The sequence below is a fragment of the Pokkaliibacter plantistimulans genome (genome assembly GCF_003194385.1).
Classification (GTDB): Bacteria; Pseudomonadota; Gammaproteobacteria; order Pseudomonadales; family Balneatricaceae; genus Pokkaliibacter; species Pokkaliibacter plantistimulans.
In genome coordinates, this window is sequence record NZ_LAPT01000046.1 from 25,574 (window position 1) to 42,654 (window position 17,081).

At 59.4% G+C, this 17,081-nt stretch carries 14 protein-coding genes and 1 pseudogene; 5 read left to right on the forward strand and 10 right to left on the reverse strand.

Annotated elements, in window-relative coordinates; genetic code table 11:
- Positions 1-204 precede the first annotated feature (204 nt).
- Both WH50_RS10915 and WH50_RS10920 read right to left on the reverse strand, forming a co-directional pair.
- Complete coding sequence (locus tag WH50_RS10915) at positions 205-813, reverse strand: hypothetical protein (RefSeq protein WP_110187326.1); 609 nt, start codon at positions 811-813, stop codon at positions 205-207.
- On the reverse strand, positions 813-1,439 hold the full coding sequence (locus WH50_RS10920; protein ID WP_133251303.1) for a hypothetical protein: 627 nt from the start codon (positions 1,437-1,439) through the stop codon (positions 813-815). The genes WH50_RS10915 and WH50_RS10920 overlap by 1 nt, the downstream gene beginning before the upstream one ends.
- 375 nt (positions 1,440-1,814) lie before the next feature.
- Between WH50_RS10920 and WH50_RS10925 the strand changes: the two genes are divergently transcribed.
- Positions 1,815-4,601, forward strand: a complete 2,787-nt coding sequence (locus WH50_RS10925) for a cation-transporting P-type ATPase (RefSeq protein ID WP_110187328.1) — start codon at positions 1,815-1,817, stop codon at positions 4,599-4,601.
- 57 nt (positions 4,602-4,658) lie between these two features.
- Here WH50_RS10925 and WH50_RS10930 read toward each other — a convergent pair whose 3' ends face one another.
- From WH50_RS10930 to WH50_RS10950, 5 genes are all read right to left on the reverse strand, one after another.
- Complete coding sequence (locus tag WH50_RS10930; protein ID WP_110187329.1) at positions 4,659-4,922, reverse strand: Txe/YoeB family addiction module toxin; 264 nt, start codon at positions 4,920-4,922, stop codon at positions 4,659-4,661.
- A complete protein-coding gene (locus WH50_RS10935) occupies positions 4,919-5,161 on the reverse strand; it encodes a type II toxin-antitoxin system Phd/YefM family antitoxin (RefSeq protein WP_110187330.1) in 243 nt (80 codons plus the stop codon). Before WH50_RS10935 ends, WH50_RS10930 begins: the two co-directional genes overlap by 4 nt.
- A 123-nt stretch (positions 5,162-5,284) precedes the next feature.
- A complete protein-coding gene (locus WH50_RS10940) occupies positions 5,285-6,070 on the reverse strand; it encodes a PhzF family phenazine biosynthesis protein (protein WP_110187331.1) in 786 nt (261 codons plus the stop codon).
- Positions 6,071-6,255: 185 nt separating this feature from the next.
- Entirely contained in the window at positions 6,256-7,635 is a 1,380-nt protein-coding gene (locus WH50_RS10945; protein ID WP_110187332.1) for a class II fumarate hydratase, read from the reverse strand.
- Between the two features lie 115 nt (positions 7,636-7,750).
- A complete protein-coding gene (locus WH50_RS10950; protein ID WP_110187333.1) occupies positions 7,751-8,161 on the reverse strand; it encodes a hypothetical protein in 411 nt (136 codons plus the stop codon).
- Between the two features lie 399 nt (positions 8,162-8,560).
- Between WH50_RS10950 and acnA the strand changes: the two genes are divergently transcribed.
- The gene (gene acnA, locus WH50_RS10955) at positions 8,561-11,224 is read left to right on the forward strand and encodes an aconitate hydratase AcnA (protein WP_110187334.1); all 2,664 of its coding nucleotides are present in this window, start codon (positions 8,561-8,563) and stop codon (positions 11,222-11,224) included.
- Positions 11,225-11,346: 122 nt separating this feature from the next.
- Here acnA and WH50_RS10960 read toward each other — a convergent pair whose 3' ends face one another.
- Complete coding sequence (locus WH50_RS10960; protein ID WP_110187335.1) at positions 11,347-12,234, reverse strand: LysR family transcriptional regulator; 888 nt, start codon at positions 12,232-12,234, stop codon at positions 11,347-11,349.
- A gap of 102 nt (positions 12,235-12,336) precedes the next feature.
- On the opposite strand from WH50_RS10960, the gene WH50_RS10965 reads away from it, so the two are divergent.
- Positions 12,337-13,005 (forward strand): NADPH-dependent F420 reductase, encoded by a 669-nt coding sequence (locus WH50_RS10965; protein WP_207780260.1) that lies wholly within the window; start codon positions 12,337-12,339, stop codon positions 13,003-13,005.
- Between the two features lie 94 nt (positions 13,006-13,099).
- Here the strand turns inward: WH50_RS10965 and WH50_RS10970 are convergent, their stop codons facing one another.
- Entirely contained in the window at positions 13,100-13,570 is a 471-nt protein-coding gene (locus WH50_RS10970) for an Lrp/AsnC family transcriptional regulator (RefSeq protein ID WP_207780261.1), read from the reverse strand.
- A gap of 123 nt (positions 13,571-13,693) precedes the next feature.
- On the opposite strand from WH50_RS10970, the gene WH50_RS10975 reads away from it, so the two are divergent.
- Positions 13,694-14,926: an aminotransferase class V-fold PLP-dependent enzyme gene (locus tag WH50_RS10975; RefSeq protein WP_110187338.1), complete on the forward strand. Its 1,233-nt coding sequence runs from the start codon at positions 13,694-13,696 to the stop codon at positions 14,924-14,926.
- Positions 14,927-15,057: 131 nt separating this feature from the next.
- Here the strand turns inward: WH50_RS10975 and WH50_RS10980 are convergent, their stop codons facing one another.
- On the reverse strand, positions 15,058-16,392 hold the full coding sequence (locus tag WH50_RS10980) for a cation:proton antiporter (protein WP_110187336.1): 1,335 nt from the start codon (positions 16,390-16,392) through the stop codon (positions 15,058-15,060).
- A 328-nt stretch (positions 16,393-16,720) separates the two neighbouring features.
- Between WH50_RS10980 and WH50_RS26605 the strand changes: the two are divergent.
- Positions 16,721-17,081 (forward strand): annotated as a pseudogene (locus WH50_RS26605) (hypothetical protein); the annotation flags it as partial.

Consider the following 17,081-nt stretch of genomic DNA (forward strand, 5'->3'; position numbering starts at 1 on the left):
TGCATTATGCCTGTGTCCGCCCTTCAGGCCAGAAATCGTATGGAAGTGAAGAGGTTATCAACCGGGCGCAGCCCTTTTCGCGAACGTGAACGCTGGTAAGCGCCGGTCAAGGATAGCCCATATACGTGCTGTAGCAAGTAACCGATTACCTGTGGGAGAGACAAGCCAGAGAGCACAGATGCTCTCTGGCTTAAAAGAGTGACATCACTCGGTTGGTATAGCCTCTGGCTCACACGTCATGTCTGAAGCCATAACGACATGCTGCTTAGCGTCTGCAAGACCTTTGACGATTGTTTCTCTGGGAATAACCACTTCATTACTGACCGCCGCACCGCGCATATACAGAACAGCCCGTAGTTGCAGGCGTAACTGCTCATACTCTTTACTGCTCAATGCCACGCGACGCTGGCTACTGGTACCATCATTCGTGTTATCCCAGATCAAATCCTTGGCAACAAAAGCCTCCACCGTAGAGCCTGCGGCCAGTTCAATTGATCTTTCACGATCAACAACCCACCCTCGTAACACGCCCGTACTGTCTCGATAGCCTACAAATCCCCCACCAGAGCTTTGTTCTGGCGATGTAGCGGATACATCCAGAAAGTTATCAATTTGCACTGATCGACCGGAAACATCGACGTTATCCAACAACCTCAAGGTGACGTGCAAATAGTCACCTTGCGGAATAATGGGTTTGCCGCACCGATCATTGATTACCAGAGTGGCAGGCTCTAATCGGACAGGCTCGACTCTTATCTGCGAGGAGCACCCTGCCAGAATCATAGGGGCAATGATTGCTATCAACCCTTTCATCAGTGATCCGCCTTGCCATTCTGCTTTAGTGTCTCCAGTGCTAATCGGTACATCAGACCCGCTTGGCCATGGTGAAGGTCGCAGGCTTGGTTAATGCTGGCCTTGTTTTGGTAACCCAGTTGCCCTCCCACTGTTGCCACGGTGTCGTCAAAATCTGTATTAGAAAAGGGGATGGACAGTGCAGAAGCGACACCTGCCACCGCGTTGCCCACCACCGGCACCGTAGCAACAGCATCAATAAAGCTTTGTCGTTGATAGACATTGACCCATGTCTTGGCCGCCACATTGCTGGTCAATGGCAAAAGTGACACCGGGTCCAGTGTAATCAGCACATTGACACTCTTGCCCTGTACCTTCAGTGCCTGAGCAAGGCGAATGGCAGCCCCTCCTCCCCAGCTATGCCCCGTAATATTCACTATGTCGCCCAGTTTTAAATCAGCCTGAATACTGGCCAGAATCACCGGATAGTCTTCATGGCCATAGTACAGCGCTGAAACACCCGGATTCTTAGCCTTCCTGATAGGCATTACTTCACGCTCTACCAAACGGGTTGGGGCCACCACTGTCGTCAGGGCATCACTCTTATCTGCCCCACCCCCAATCATGTATTCAATTGTTCTTGGCATTTCGCCCTCCTTGAACAGTAAAAACGTCGTTCCCTTTCACATCCAGAAGCGGGGGCCGTAAGAGTAGCCCTTCTGAAAATCGCGCTCAAGCCAACCACTCTGTGTACCTTTGGGACTTGAAGGCCAAGATGCCTGACCCAGATCAACATGCTGGCAGTAAGGGCAACGTAGCCTTTTACGCAGCTGCACAATAACTATCTGATATTCGTCTAAGCTAATACACAGCAACCGTTCAGCAGGCAGCTGTCCCGGCACTTCCCAGAAGCTGTTCACAATCCCGCGCCCCGTCCATACCCGGCATCATCCCTGTCGGGGGTACACAGCAGATCAGGGCAAGGGGTAACAGAGGGAGCCTGTCAAGCCAGTGAGGAGCCCATGGAGACCATCAGCAAACCCCGCCCCCAGGCAGGCATCACCGCCGCCCCGCCATCGTCCGTTACCGGTGCCAGCGGCCAGCCGCTCTGGCATGCACTGGATGCCGATACGGCACTGCAACAGCTGCACAGCCAGCGCAGTGGGCTGGGCCACAGCGATGCCGCCGAACGGTTGCAGCAATACGGCGCCAATGTGCTGACGCCGCCCGCTACCGACTCCATGTTCAAACGCTTCCTGCTGCAGTTTCACAACGTGCTGATCTATGTGCTGCTGGCCGCTGCGGTGGTCAGTGTCGGCCTCGGCCACTGGATTGATGGCTCGGTGATCTTCGCGGTAGTGCTGATCAATGCGCTGTTTGGGCTGCTGCAGGAAGGCAAGGCCGAAAAGGCACTGGCGTCGATCCGCACCCTGCTGCATATCACCACGGCGGTGCTGCGCGGTGGTCAGCGCGAATCCGTTGATGCCGAACAGCTGGTGCCGGGCGATATCGTGCTGCTGGAATCCGGTGACAAGGTGCCTGCCGACATTCGTCTGCTCGATGCCATCAATCTGCGGGCACAGGAGAGCGCGCTGACCGGGGAAGCCAACAGCGTCAGCAAGCAGGCGCACCCGGTAGAGCCACTGGCGCCGCTGGCCGAGCGCAGCTCCATGCTGTTCGCCGGTACGCTGATTACACAGGGCCGCGCCCGAGGGGTGGTGGTCAGCACCGGCGACCACACTGAGCTTGGGCAGATCGGCACCCTGCTGCGTGATGTGGAAACCCTCTCCACGCCCCTGACCCGGCAGATGGCGCAACTGGGCCGCACCCTGACCCTGGCCATTCTGGCCATCACCCTGCTGGTGTTCCTGTTCGGCTGGCTCTGGCGTGATTACCCCCTGAGCGAGCTGTTCATGTCCAGCGTCGGTCTGGCCGTGGCCGCCATTCCTGAAGGTCTGCCTGCCATCATCACCATTACCCTGGCCATCGGTGTGCAGCGCATGGCCCTGCGCAATGCCATCATCCGTCGTCTGCCGGCCGTGGAAACCCTCGGTGCCGTCTCGGTGATCTGCTCCGACAAGACCGGCACCCTGACCCGTAACGAGATGACCGTACAGAGTGTCTGCCTGCAGGAAGGTCAGATAGACGTGTCGGGCCTGGGCTATCAGGGCGAAGGGGAATTCAGCCTTAACGGCCAGCCCCTCAGCGCCACCCAGCTGCTGGAAGTGCAGCATCTGGCACTGGCGGCGCTGCTCTGCAACGATGCCCGCTTTGACACCAGTGCCGCTCCCTGGCGCCTGCATGGCGACCCCACCGAAGGCGCCCTGCTGGCACTGGCGGCCAAGGCCGGCTGGGAACATGGCGACTGTCTGGCGCTGCACCCGCGCACCAATGAGATCCCGTTTGAATCCGAACACCGCTACATGGCCACCCTGCATCACCCGCGCAGTCAGGATGACGACCTAAGTGAAGCCGTGCTGCTGCCGCGACTGCTGGTCAAGGGGGCGCCGGAACGGGTGCTGGCCATGTGCTCACAGGTGCGCAGCAGCCAGGGTCATCAGGCTCTGGATACGGACAGCTGGAAGCGCGCGGTGGAACGGCTGGCCGCCCGGGGTCAGCGGGTGCTGGCCATCGCCGAAAAACCCTTGCCGGAAGATCACCCCAAAGCCGAACTGGATCACGGCCATCTGACCGGACTGACCCTGCTGGGGCTGGTGGGCATTGCTGATCCGCTGCGCGAGGAAGTGCGCAAAGCCGTGGCGGAATGCCATGCGGCCGGTATCCGCGTGGTGATGATCACCGGCGATCACGCCAGCACCGCCTTTGCCATCGGCAGCGAGTTGCAGCTGGGGGATGAACATCAGGTACTGACCGGCAGCATGCTGGATCAGCTCAGCGATGCCGAGCTGGAAAAACTGATCGACGATACCCGGGTAGTGGCCCGCGCCAGCCCGGAACACAAGCTGCGGCTGATTCAGGCATTGCAGGCGAAGGGCCGGATCGTCGCCATGACCGGCGACGGCGTCAACGATGCTCCGGCGCTGAAGCGGGCCGATGTCGGTGTGGCCATGGGCCTGAAAGGCACCGAAGCGGCCAAGGAAGCGGCAGAGATGGTGCTGGCTGACGACAACTTCAGCTCCATCCGCGATGCGGTGGTGGAAGGTCGTACCGTCTATGACAACCTGCGCAAGGCACTGGTATTCATTCTGCCGACCAATGGCGGTGAAGCGCTGGTGCTGATTGCCGCCATCCTGCTCGGCATCACCCTGCCGATGACGCCGGTACAGATTCTCTGGGTCAACATGATCACCGCCGTCACCCTGTCACTGGCGCTGGCCTTCGAGCAGAGTGAGGCAGGGCTGATGCAGCGACCGCCGCGACCAGCTGGCGAAACCCTGCTGAACCGCTTCCTGATCTGGCGGGTGACGCTGGTATCGGTACTGCTGGCCACTGCCAGTCTGCTGCTGTTCCAGCTGGCCCTGCACCAGTACAACGATCTGGCGCTGGCGCGCACCGTCGCCGTCAATGCGCTGGTGGCAGGTGAGGCGACCTACCTGCTCAACTGCCGCTCACTGCAGCAGTCCACCCTGTCATGGCGCAGCTGGACCGGTAATCCCTATGTCCTGCTGAGTATTGGCGTACTGATCGTGGTGCAGCTGCTGTTCACCTATCTGCCGCTGATGCAAACCCTGTTCGGCACCGTAGCCATGCCCCTCAGCCTGTGGCCGGAAACCCTGGCCGCAGGCGTGGCGGTGTATCTGCTGGTGGAAGCGGAGAAATGGCTGAGCCAGCGTCTGGCTGACAGATAAAGACACAACCGGCCAGTGCCAGCAGGCACTGGCCAGATCATTCACGGCATCGCCACGCTATTCATAGTGAGTCCACATACGCAGCACCTTGACGATCCTGTCCTCGGTCAGCACCTGATAGACCAGACGATGTTGAATATTAATCCGGCGTGAGTAGGCGCCCGCCAGATCACCCACCAGTTTTTCGTAAGGAGGCGGGTTCTGATAAGGATTGGCAGCCAGTACCTGCAATAACTCTTTGGCCTTTTCCTTCAGGCCCGCCGCAGCCAGCTTCTGCGCATCCTTCTGTGCTTGCTTTGCAAACACCACCTGCCATGTCACCAGTCCAGCTCCCTGGCACATTCTTCAGGAGTCTCCTCCATACCGGCCTTGATGCTTTCACGCATACCGGGAACGGCCAGCAAATACAGCGTCTCCTGAATCGCTGCCCAGTCCTCAGCGGACAACAGCACCGCAGAGTTCCGTTTCCCGGCAATAGTAATCGGCTCATGGCTCTCTGCAGCCTGATCCAGCAGGCGATATAAATTGGCGCGAGCTTCACTCGCTGTCAGGGTTTGCATAAGACCTCCACTATCATGTCAGCAACCACTGTTGATCCGCAAAAGCGTACGTTTAGACGTACGAAAATTCAAACAAGTAAAATTCATCCTGCCTTTCGTACTGGCAGAACAGGTCAACGTGCCCTACACCTCGATCACGCCGCGCAGATAGCGCACCGCCTGACCGGAAACAAACACCCGGCCTTCAGCCACCCGGCAATGCAATACTCCGCCACGGCGGGAGGCCTGACAGGCGGTCAGCTCGGTCTTGTTCAGTAGCGCCGACCAGTATGGCGCCAGCCCTGCATAGATAGACCCGGTCACCGGGTCTTCACCGGTATCCGGCCAGAAGTACCGGCAAACGAAGTCATACTCCTTACCGGGCGCCGTAATTACCACATCGTAAGGTGCCAGCGCCGCCAGCTGCTGACGGTCATAGCTCATGTTGCGGATTTCGGCCTCATCGTCATAGATGGCAAAGTAAGCCTGCTCACTGCGCAACACCGCTCTGGGGGCCACCGACAGCATCGCCAGCAGCGCGGCGGGTGCCTGATCCAGTGCGACCGGCGGGCGCTGAGGAAAGGACATTTGCAGGTAGCCGTTGTCCTGACGGCTGACGATCAGCTCACCCACCGCAGCGGCATACACCCGGATACGGCTCAGCTGTGGCTGTTCACTGAAGATCACATAGGCCGAGGCCAGCGTGGCATGGCCACAGAAAGCCACCTCGTCCACCGGCGAAAACCAGCGGATATGGAAATGATCATCGGCCAGACGTTTGACGAAGGCAGTTTCGGACAGGTTGTTCTCGGCGGCGATGGACTGCATCAGCGCTTCATCCAGCCACTCCTCCAGCAGCAGGACAGCGGCGGGATTGCCCTTGAACAGACGATCAGTAAAGGCATCAACAACGGTAATGTTCAGTTCCATAGCATCCTCTGCTGGCACATTGACGGGAGGGATACTATCGGTGATGGCTGTCGCTGACCGCAATAGCCCCGCTGCTTACCGGCCTGCAGCGCCATCAAAAAACGCCACGGCGGTATGCCGTGGCGGTATGCCGTGGCGGGCTTTTATCGCTGCGCGGTGCAGCTGATCGTCACGGCAATACGCCGTTACTCCGCCACCCCGCCCAGTGTCAGCTGATGCGGATCCAACAGCTTCTGCAGCTCCTCACGGGACAAATCGGTTTCCTCTTCGGCCACATCGATAATGGCACGGCCCTGTTTGTAGGCTTTCTTGGCCACTTCTGCCGCTTTCATATAACCGATGATCGGGTTGAGCGCGGTCACCAGAATCGGATTCTTGTCCAGCGCTTCCTTCAGCTTGTCGTCGCGGACCACAAAACTGGTGATGGCCTTATCAGCCAGCAGCGGGCTGATATTGGCCAGCAGCTCCAGACTTTGCAGCAGGTTCTGCGCGACCAGCGGCAGCATCACGTTCAGCTCGAAGTTACCAGACTGACCGGCAATGGTGATGGCCGCATCGTTACCGATCACCTGAGCCGCGACCATCGCTGCCGCTTCGGGAATCACCGGATTGACCTTGCCGGGCATGATGGAAGAGCCGGGCTGCAATGCTTCCAGCTCAATCTCACCCAGTCCGGCCAGCGGCCCGGAGTTCATCCAGCGCAGGTCATTGGCAATCTTCATCAGCGATACCGCGGTGGTCTTCAGCTGGCCGGACACCGCCACGGCCGTATCCTGCGTACTCAGAGCGGTGAAGAAGTTACTGTGCGGAGTAAAGCGCACCGCCGTGTCTTCACTCAGCTGTCGGGCAAACGCAGCGGCAAAGCCCGGGTCGGTGTTGATGCCGGTGCCGACCGCCGTGCCGCCCTGTGCCAGCGCCTGTAGCTGTGGCTGCAGTACCTTGAGATTGGTGATGTTCTGCGCGATCTGGGTTGACCAGGCCGACAGGCACTGGCTCATGCGCACCGGCATGGCATCCATCAGGTGGGTGCGGCCGGTTTTGGTGTAGCCATCAACCGCCTGGGCCTTGGCATCAATGGCTTCCTGCAGGTAGGCCAGCGCTGGCAGCAGTTTCTGCTCCAGCAACAGCGCGGCACTGACATGCAGCGTGGTCGGGATCACGTCGTTACTGCTCTGGCCGTAATTGACGTGATCATTGGCGCCAATCTTGAGATCACTCTGCTGGCTGGCCAGCCGGGCGATGACCTCGTTGGCATTCATATTGGAACTGGTGCCTGAGCCGGTCTGGAAAATATCCACCGGAAAGTGGCGCATATAGTCGCTTTCCAGCAGGTGGTTGCAGGCATCGACAATGGCCGCCCCCATCTCTGCCGACAGCAGGTTCATCTTCACATTGGCCCGTGCCGCGGCGCGTTTGACTACGATCAGCGCGTGCACAAAAGCCTTCGGCATCGGCATGCCGCTGACCGGAAAGTTATTGATGGCGCGCTGGGTCTGGGCGCCGTAGAGCGCATCGGCAGGCACCTGCAATTCGCCCATGCTGTCTTTTTCAATACGGGTAGACATGGTGGATTCCTTGATTATTGCCATCCTCCGCAGGGGGAACACTGCGAAGGCATGATGAAAAGTCGTACAGCAGTCTTTGCTGCTCCGGGTTGCTGATCACAACCCGATCAGCCTGTTAGTGGGTGTTCAGACAGTACCGACTGGTAATCGCCAGCTCATAACAAAGAGCGTTGATTTTCTGCTGGCCCTGCGGGCTGTGACGATAAAAGCGCTTGAGGGCGAACAGCGGCTGATAGAGATGATCAAGGCAGCAGCCGCGCCAGTGAGACGGCGTCAGGCTATCAACGATGGTTTCAAACAGGGTGTCGTAGGTACGGCGCAGCCAGCACTCCTGCAGCTGGTTGAGATTCAGCTCGGCGGCTTCCTCAGCCAGACTCTGGCCGAGCTTGAGGTAATGATGCAGCAACCCAGGGTCAGGCAGATCGTGGTTGAAACTGCGAATCCGTTCTTCCATCTCCGCCATACACTGCATGGCATCGCTGGTAATCGGCCAGGGACGGTAGTGGACAGTACCCGCTTGCATCATCAAAAGGCCCTCTTCAGACGGGAAAAGCCAGACTGCCGCCCTGCCGGATCATGGCTGAACACAAGGGCGGCGACACCAAACGTCACCCGTTATATTGATAATCATTATCATTTGCAAATAAAAATTAGCCGCTGCCTGTACTGATTTTCAGATCGTTACCGTGGTTTGAGATTCCTGCCGCTGACCTGCATAGATTGCAGTGACAACAACGCAGTCGCAGCAAGCGACACCGATTGCTGAGAGCGGAGGTGTCGCCCTGTGCCCATCTGCAGCCTGGAACGCCTGAGCCGAATTACCAGTGCGTTTCTGGTTTATCCACGCCCCATTGCAGGGTGCTGAAAACGGCCTGGCAGCCCATGCCAGGCTTCTCAGCCGATAACCAAGGAGCCGGGAGCAACCATGACCAATAGCTTTGATGCCCTTTCCACACTGGACGTCGACGGCAAGACCTATCATTACTACCGTCTGGCCGCGCTGACCCCCAAACACGACATCCACCGCCTGCCCTATTCGCTGAAAATCCTGCTGGAAAACCTGCTGCGCAAGGAAGACGGCCAGAACGTCACTCCGGCGGATATCGACGCCATGTGCCACTGGCAGGCCGATGCCGAAGCGTCGGTCCAGATCGCCTTCACCCCGGCGCGGGTGGTGCTGCAGGATTTCACCGGTGTACCGGCGGTGGTCGATCTGGCCGCCATGCGCGACGCCATGAAACAGCTGGGCGGCAACCCGGAGCTGATCAATCCGCTGGAGCCGGTCGATCTGGTTATCGACCACTCGGTGATGGTGGACTACTACGCCCGCAAGGACGCGCTGGATCTCAACACCAAGGTGGAATTCCAGCGTAATGAGGAGCGCTACCAGTTTCTGCGCTGGGGGCAGAAAGCCTTTTCCAACTTCCGCGTGGTGCCACCGGGCACCGGCATCGTCCATCAGGTCAATCTGGAATACCTGGCCCACGGGGTGATGATCAAGCAGGTCAACGGCCATACCCTGGCCTACCCGGATACGCTGGTCGGCACGGATTCCCACACCACCATGATCAACGGCCTCGGCGTGCTGGGCTGGGGGGTCGGCGGGATCGAGGCCGAGGCGGCCATGCTGGGCCAGCCGATTACCATGCTGATCCCCGAAGTGATCGGCTTCAAACTGGCTGGCAGCCTGCCGGAAGGCGCCACCGCCACGGATCTGGTGCTGACGGTGACCCAGATGCTGCGCAAGAAAGGCGTGGTGGGTAAGTTCGTCGAGTTCTACGGTGACGGCCTCGACAACCTGCCGCTGGCGGATCGCGCCACCATTGCCAACATGGCCCCGGAATACGGCGCCACCTGCGGCATCTTCCCCATCGACAAGGAAACCCTGCGCTATCTGCACCTGTCCGGCCGTGATGAGCACAGCATCAGGCTGGTGGAAGCCTACGCCCGCGCTCAGGGGCTGTGGCGGGAAACCGGCAGCCGCGAGGCGGAATACAGCGACAGCCTGAGCCTTGATCTCAGCACCGTGGTGCCCAGTCTTGCCGGGCCAAAACGCCCGCAGGACCGTATCGCCCTGAGTGATGCCAAACAGGCCTTTGTCGAGATGCTGGGCAAAGAAAAACCCGACAGCGCCAACGAGGGTGTGGAATTTGAGCTGGACGGGAAAACGTGGACGCTGCATGACGGTGACGTGGTGATTGCCGCCATTACTTCCTGCACCAATACCTCCAACCCGGCGGTGCTGCTGACGGCCGGTCTGGTGGCGCAGAAAGCCAACGCCCTTGGCCTGCAGCGCAAACCCTGGGTGAAAACCTCACTGGCACCGGGCTCGCAGGTGGTGCCTGCCTATCTGCAGAAAGCCGGAGTGATGAGCGATCTGCAGGCGCTGGGTTTTGATCTGGTAGGTTTTGGCTGTACCACCTGTATCGGCAACTCCGGCCCGCTGGCAGAGCCCATCGCGCAGGCCATTCGCAGCGGCAAACTGATCGCAGCCGGGGTGCTGTCGAGCAACCGTAACTTTGAAGGGCGCATCCACCCCGATGTGCGCGCCAACTATCTGGCATCACCGCCACTGGTGGTGGCCTACGCCCTCGCTGGCACCATGAATATCGACCTCTACAACGAGCCGCTGGGCACCAGCCGCGACGGTAAGGCGGTGTACCTGAAAGACATCTGGCCGAGCCAGCAGGAAATTGCTGAATTGCTGGCTTCCTCCATCAGCTCGGCGATGTTCCACGACAAGTATGCTGACGTCTTTGCCGGTACCGAGGCCTGGCAGCAACTACCGGCACCGGAAGGGGAAACCTACGCCTGGCCGGACTCCACCTACGTCAAGCATCCGCCCTACTTCGAGGGCATGGGCAAAACGCCTTCAGCACTGCCCAGGATTGCACAGGCCCGCTGTCTGGTCAGGGTCGGTGACTCCATCACTACCGACCATATCTCGCCTGCCGGTTCCATCAAGGCCGACAGCCCGGCTGGCCAATACCTGCAGCAACAGGGCGTACAACCTGCCGACTTCAACAGCCTTGGTTCCCGTCGGGGCAACCACGAAGTAATGATGCGCGGCACCTTTGCCAATGTGCGTCTGCGCAATCAGCTGGCACCGGGCACAGAAGGCGGCTTCACCACTTATCTGCCCAGCGGCGAGGTCACCAGTATTTTTGATGCCTCGATGCAATACCAGCAGGATAACGTGCCGCTGATGGTCATTGCCGGTAAGGAATATGGCACCGGCTCCAGCCGTGACTGGGCGGCCAAAGGCACCAATCTGCTCGGTATCCGGGTGGTGATCGCCGAAAGCTTCGAGCGCATCCACCGCTCCAATCTGGTCGGCTTTGGCGTGCTGCCGTTGCAGTTCAGGGCCGGTGAGTCAGCCGAAAGCCTGGGACTGAGCGGCAGAGAGACCTTCAGCTTTGCCAGTCTGGAGCAGGAGCCGACAACACTGACCGTCAGTGTCACCCGGGAAGATGGCTCCGCGTTTGAGTTCGAGGCCGAGGTCCGTATCGACACCAGCACCGAGTGGGATTACTACCGCCACGGCGGCATCCTGCACTACGTGCTGCGTGATCTGGCCAGCAAGGGCTGAGGCCAACGCTCTGATGACAAGTGCCCTGATGACACCGCACTACCGAGGGGACCAGCTGGCCCCCTCACTCGTCAGGGTGGGCAGATCGTAAGGGTAGACAGATAGCAAGGGCAGGCAGATAGTCAGCCAAAAGCTGCCCGCAGCGCATCGACAAAGCTGCTGATTTTCACCGTCGCACGTCGCCGGTCAGGAATCAGAATATGCATGGGCCGAGCCGGGCCCTGATAGTCAGGTAACACCTGCAGCAGATTGCCGCGGCGTATCTCTTCCTGCAGCACATCCTCCGGCCCCAGCGTGATGCCATACCCTGCCAGTGCGGCGTGCAGCAGTGCCTTCCAGTCATTGGCCCGCAACCGCCCCTGTGGTCGCACTTCCTCAGTGCGCCCCTCTCGGCTGAAGCGCCAGCGACACGGCACCGAGGGTGACCAGATGCCATAGATCAGGCAGGAGTGCCGGGCCAGATCCGCTGGTGTGGCGGGCATCCCCTGTCTGGCAATGTACTCCGGCGAGGCGCAGGCAATCAGCCGGTATGGTTGCAGCGGGTAGGCAACCAGCGCGCTGTCACTCAGCTCGCCAATTCTTATCAGCACCTCATAACCCTCCTCCAGCGGATCGACCAGCCGGTCACTCAGGGTCAGCTCGACCTGCACCTGCGGGTACTGGCCGAGGTAGTCGCTGATAAAGGGCGCCAGGGAGAAGGAACCAAAGGTGACCGGCGCATTGACGCGAATTACGCCCGCCGGTGTGCGCTTCATGTCCATGGCCAGCAGGTCGGCATTGTCAGCCTCCGCCACCACCACCTTGCAGCTCTCGTAGTAGCGATGACCAATGTCCGTCAGGCTCTGGCGGCGGGTGGTGCGGTTGATCAGCGCCGTCCCCAGACGCGCCTCCAGCCGGGCAACGTGCTTTGCCACCATCTGTGGTGACAGATGCAACGCTTCTGCGGCAGCGGCAAAGGAGCCCAGCTCCGCCGCCTTGATAAACACCGTCATACTGGTCAGCCGATCCATCATTCCCTCCTTTTTGTTGTTTATTTCGCATCCGATGGGCGATTTATCAACCAGTCTGCAATGAATACCTTGTCTCTCTAGCCGGCCAGACAGGAGACAGCCATGAATCAAGAGACCAGCATGAAGCAGGAGACAAGCATGAAGATCGGTATTATCGGCGCAGGTTTTGTTGGACGGGCGATCGCCAAACTCGGTATCAGTGCAGGCCATCAGGTGATGCTCAGCAATTCCCGTGGTGTACAGACGCTGTTCAGTCTGCGCCCCATGCTCGGTTGTGAGATCGGCAGTGTGGAGGAGGCCATTGCCTTCGGCGACATGGTGGTAATTGCCGTACCTCTCAGCGCTATTCAGCAGCTGCCTGCCGCGTTACTGGCGGGCAAAGCCGTGATGGATGCGGTGAATTACTATCCCGAGCGCGATGGACACATCGCGGAACTCGACAGTCACCAGATCACCACCAGTGAAATGCTGGCGCGACAGTTACCGCAAGCGAGGATCACCAAGGCCTTCAATGCCATTCCCATGACCGATCTGGAAGCCGATGGCCTGCCTGCAGGCAGCGCCCATCGCCGCGCCCTGCCACTGGCAGGTGATGACAGCACCGGCAAACAGCACGTTATCCGGCTGTATGACCAGTTCGGCTTCGATAGCGTCGATGCCGGTGCGCTTGCCGAAGGCTGGCGCTTTGAACGCGGTATGCCGGCCTACTGTGTCCGCATGACCGCAGCCGAGCTGAGGCAGACGCTGGCGGAAGCGGTATTGCCCGGATAACGAGACTTCCCCCGCCAGCAACCTGCTCATGCTCTGCAAATACAGCGGGGGCCCGCTGGCCCCCGCTGTGTCAGGTCATGTTTTATCCTGCGCGTTATTCCAGCACCGGCACACCGTGGCGTTTTGCGGTATCCAGCCGGATATAGGATTTGGTGCTGACCACTTCGTTGCGGGCGTACAGCCGCTTGATCACCAGCTCGGTAAACGCCGCCATGTCGCGGGTACGCACCTCCAGCATCAGATCAACATCGCCCGTCACCCCATAGACAGACTGCACGCTGTCATCGCTCTGCAGGTAGCGCATGACGCTGTCGCGGGCACCGGCAATCTCCTTGCTGACAGTCACCAGCACCCAGGCCACCAGCCCGAAGCCAAGCTTTTCGTAATTGATGTCGGCCCGATAGCCGCTGATGACACCACTTTCCTCCAGCCGCCTGACCCGGCGCAGGCATTGTGAGGGCGACAGATTGACCTGCTCCGCCAGCTGCACATTGCTGATGCGGCCATCTTCACGCAATGCCAGGATAATTTTGTGATCCAGGCGATCCATCTCCAAACTCACCATTTTTGGCCACCCTGATGCAATAAAGTTGCATCACTATCCCCTTTCGCCCCGGTCTTCGCAATCTCCGGTCATCGCCTGCGCGCTACACTGCTGACGTCGCCCATGATCGTGACGGAGCCTATCATGACCCCCACACTGGATATGCAGTTTGTTCGTCAGTTCTTCCCTGCCTTTCGTGAGCCCAGCCTCAGTGGTCAGGCCTTCTTCGACAACGCCGGTGGCTCCTATGCCTGCCAGCAGGTGATTGATCGTCTGCAGACGTATTACTACCAGACCAAGGTGCAGCCCTATGGCTTTCACCCTGCTTCCATCACGGCCGGACAGCTAATGGACAGCTCGCACCAGCGTCTGGCGGAATACCTCAATGTGGACGCCGATGAAGTGCATCTCGGCCCGTCCACCTCGCAGAACACCTATGTGCTGGCGCAGGCGTTTGCCCGCCAGCTGCGTGCTGGCGACGAGATCATCGTTACCAATCAGGATCACGAGGCCAACAGCGGGGTCTGGCGCCGGCTGGCAGATCAGGGCGTGATCGTCAGGGAATGGCAGGTTGACCCCGACAGCGGCGCACTGGATATGGCGGCGCTGGAGCCACTGCTGACAGACAGAACCCGGCTGCTGACCCTGCCCCACTGCTCCAACATCCTCGGCCAGATCAATCCGGTGGCGACCATCTGTGCCAGAGCAAGGCAGGCAGGTGTCACCACGGTGGTCGACGGGGTGTCCTACGCCGGGCACGGCCTGCCCGATGTGGCGGCGCTGGGCGCCGATATCTATCTGTTCTCCCTGTACAAGACCTTCGGCCCCCATCTTGGCGCCATGGTCATTCGTCGCGCCACGGCTCAGGCACTGGGCAATCAGGCGCACTATTTCAACGGCGACTACATTCACAAATGGTTTGTACCGGCAGGCCCGGATCATGCGCAGGTGGCGGCCAGTCAGGGGATCGCGGATTACCTTGACCAGCTGCACGCCCATCATTTCGGCACAGCAGCGCAACCGGCCCAACGTGCCGCAGATGTACGCCAGCTGCTCAAGGGCGCTGAACAGCCTCTGCTCAGCCAGCTGCTGGACTTTATCCGCCAGCATCCACGCCTGCGCCTGCTGGGGCCACAGGACAGCAACGAGCGGGTATCCACCCTGTCGCTGCTGACCGGCGAGCGCAGCCCGCAGCAAGTGGCCCACGCGCTGGCAGAGCACGGCATCATGGCCGGTGCCGGGCACTTCTATGCGGTCAGGCTGCTGGAGGCCATGGGCGTCCCTGCCCAGCAGGGCGTCTTGCGCCTGTCTTTCGTGCACTACACCGACCAGCAGGATATGGATCAGCTGCTGCAGGCGCTGGACCGGGTGCTGTAGCACCACGCGCCCTGCCCCTTGCCCCTAAAACACCCTGCATATCGCTGAAAAACATCAGGGGGGCCAATGGCCCCCCTGATGGTGTCAGATCGTGTTCACGACCCGGTGCTACGGGCGATGATCGCCCTGCATTATTTGCTGACCGAGTGCGACAGCTTGGCTACCGCCTCTTCCGCGGCCAGCAGTTCCGGATCTATGGGTTCGCGTCCGGCTTCGATACTGGCCTGAATCATCGGCGCAATGGTGGAACCCTGCACCACGATAGAGAAGATCACCACCACGTAGGTCATCATCAGCACCAGCGTATGGAAATCGACCTTTTCGATTGTCGCCACATGCTCAGGAATGGACGCCGCCATGGCCAGCGCCAGACCGCCACGCAGACCGCCCCAGGTCAGGATTTTCACTGAGTGGGCATCGTACTGACGGAACTTGCGGAAGCCGATATAGGGCAAGGCCACGCTGATAAAGCGTGCCGCCAGCACCAGCGGGATCATCAGCAGACCGAGGCCGACTTCCGCCCAGGTCACGGGCATCACCACCAGCAGCAGACCGATCAGCAGGAACAGCAGGGCGTTGAGGAAGGCATCCACGGTATGCCAGAAATGCGACAGGGTTTCCTGACTGTGCTTGGAGAAGCCGACGCCGCGGGTCACGTTACCGATGACGATACCGGCCACTACCATCGCCAGCGGGCCGGAAATATCCAGCATGTTGGCCAGCGCGTAACCGGCCGTGGGGATACACAGGGTAATCAGCAGCTCGATGCTCGGGTCATTGCTGCGGCAGATCAGCCAGTGGGCAACGGCAGCCAGCACCGCACCAAACAGGATGCCGCCGACGGCATCGACCAGAAACAGCTCAGCTACGCCACCAAAGGTCGGCGCTTCACCGGAGAAAGCCACGGCAAACACCGTGGTGAACACCACCAGACCGACGCCATCGTTAAACAGGGATTCCCCTTCCACCTGCACGGAAATGCGGTCAGGCGCATGCATTTTCTTGATGATAGCCAGCACCGCGATAGGGTCGGTGGGGCTGATCAGGGCGCCGAACAGCAGGCAGTACACCAGCGGCAGCGGATAGCCCAGCAGATCCAGCACGAAGTAACAGCCGTAGCCGATCAGCACCGTCGACAGCAGGGTCGAACCCAGTGCCATGATGGTGATTTCCCAGCGCTGATGGCGCAGCAGATGCAGGTCGATCTCCAGCGCTCCGGCAAACAGCAGGAAGCCGAGCATGCCCTTGAGCAGCAGCAGGTTGAAGTTGAGGCCACCAATGGCCTGCGTGATGTACTCGGCCACATCGTTACCGGCGAACTTGACCAGCACCATCAGTAATACCGACATCGCCACCGAGCCGGTGGTGATGGCAATGGTAGTCTGCAGGCGCAGCAGATACTGGTTGGCAAAGGCAATGAAGATGGCCACTGCCGACAGAAAGCAGAGGAAATACCAGGCATTCATGGTTGGGTTTCTCCGTAAGTTTTATAAGGGGTTGAAGGTTGAAAACGGTTTTCGAAATGGCCGCCGGGCGGCGATTTGGAAAACAGCACTCATCAGCAACACACCTCTGTCACGAGGCTGGAATACCAGGGTCTTGTAGTTGTTCTCTGGTGATTTCCCAAACGGAGAAGTCGGTTTTTTCATGATCCCGAACAGATCAGGAAAAAAACCGCAACATTTTATCATCTATCGCAGCAAAGCCGCCGGATATTTTCTAGGCTTGAAAGAATGTCAACGCAGTGCAACCCACCTGACGTAACAATCCTTATTTTGCAGTCGTGCAGAACCGATGATCGTCATCGTTTTCTGTCAGACTGAACGGCATGCTACCAGGCCGTTGAAAAAACGTTATCGAGGCAGCCGAGACAAGGAAGACACAGGCGAAAAAGCGGAGTTTAGTAAGCTAAATGAGCATTTTGAGCCTGTGTTTGACGCGGTATTCGGCAACGCAGATAGTTTTCAACGACCTGTTAAAGCCGACGGATCACTTCAGCACACCTGCCCCACTCACAAGGCTCCGATACCTGCCATGCATCGTCGTTTGCTGTTACAGCATTTTGCTGGTCTGGGTTCTGCGCTGTGTTGCCCTGCATTAGTGCATGCAAGCACCACAACACGCCCTGTTCTGTCCTTTGTCTTCAGCCGTAAGC

Excerpts from the sequence above, each read along its gene's own strand:
- WH50_RS10965 (WP_207780260.1), top strand. The coding sequence starts at position 12,337 with ATGAATCAAGAGACCAGCATGAAGCAGGAGACAAGCATGAAGATCGGT.
- WH50_RS10940 (WP_110187331.1), bottom strand. The coding sequence starts at position 6,070 with ATGGAACTGAACATTACCGTTGTTGATGCCTTTACTGATCGTCTGTTC.
- WH50_RS10935 (WP_110187330.1), bottom strand. The coding sequence starts at position 5,161 with ATGCAAACCCTGACAGCGAGTGAAGCTCGCGCCAATTTATATCGCCTG.
- WH50_RS10970 (WP_207780261.1), bottom strand. The coding sequence starts at position 13,570 with ATGGTGAGTTTGGAGATGGATCGCCTGGATCACAAAATTATCCTGGCA.
- WH50_RS10980 (WP_110187336.1), bottom strand. The coding sequence starts at position 16,392 with ATGAATGCCTGGTATTTCCTCTGCTTTCTGTCGGCAGTGGCCATCTTC.
- WH50_RS10960 (WP_110187335.1), bottom strand. The coding sequence starts at position 12,234 with ATGGATCGGCTGACCAGTATGACGGTGTTTATCAAGGCGGCGGAGCTG.
- WH50_RS10945 (WP_110187332.1), bottom strand. The coding sequence starts at position 7,635 with ATGTCTACCCGTATTGAAAAAGACAGCATGGGCGAATTGCAGGTGCCT.
- WH50_RS10915 (WP_110187326.1), bottom strand. The coding sequence starts at position 813 with ATGAAAGGGTTGATAGCAATCATTGCCCCTATGATTCTGGCAGGGTGC.
- WH50_RS10950 (WP_110187333.1), bottom strand. The coding sequence starts at position 8,161 with ATGATGCAAGCGGGTACTGTCCACTACCGTCCCTGGCCGATTACCAGC.
- WH50_RS10920 (WP_133251303.1), bottom strand. The coding sequence starts at position 1,439 with ATGCCAAGAACAATTGAATACATGATTGGGGGTGGGGCAGATAAGAGT.
- WH50_RS10925 (WP_110187328.1), top strand. The coding sequence starts at position 1,815 with ATGGAGACCATCAGCAAACCCCGCCCCCAGGCAGGCATCACCGCCGCC.
- WH50_RS10975 (WP_110187338.1), top strand. The coding sequence starts at position 13,694 with ATGACCCCCACACTGGATATGCAGTTTGTTCGTCAGTTCTTCCCTGCC.
- acnA (WP_110187334.1), top strand. The coding sequence starts at position 8,561 with ATGACCAATAGCTTTGATGCCCTTTCCACACTGGACGTCGACGGCAAG.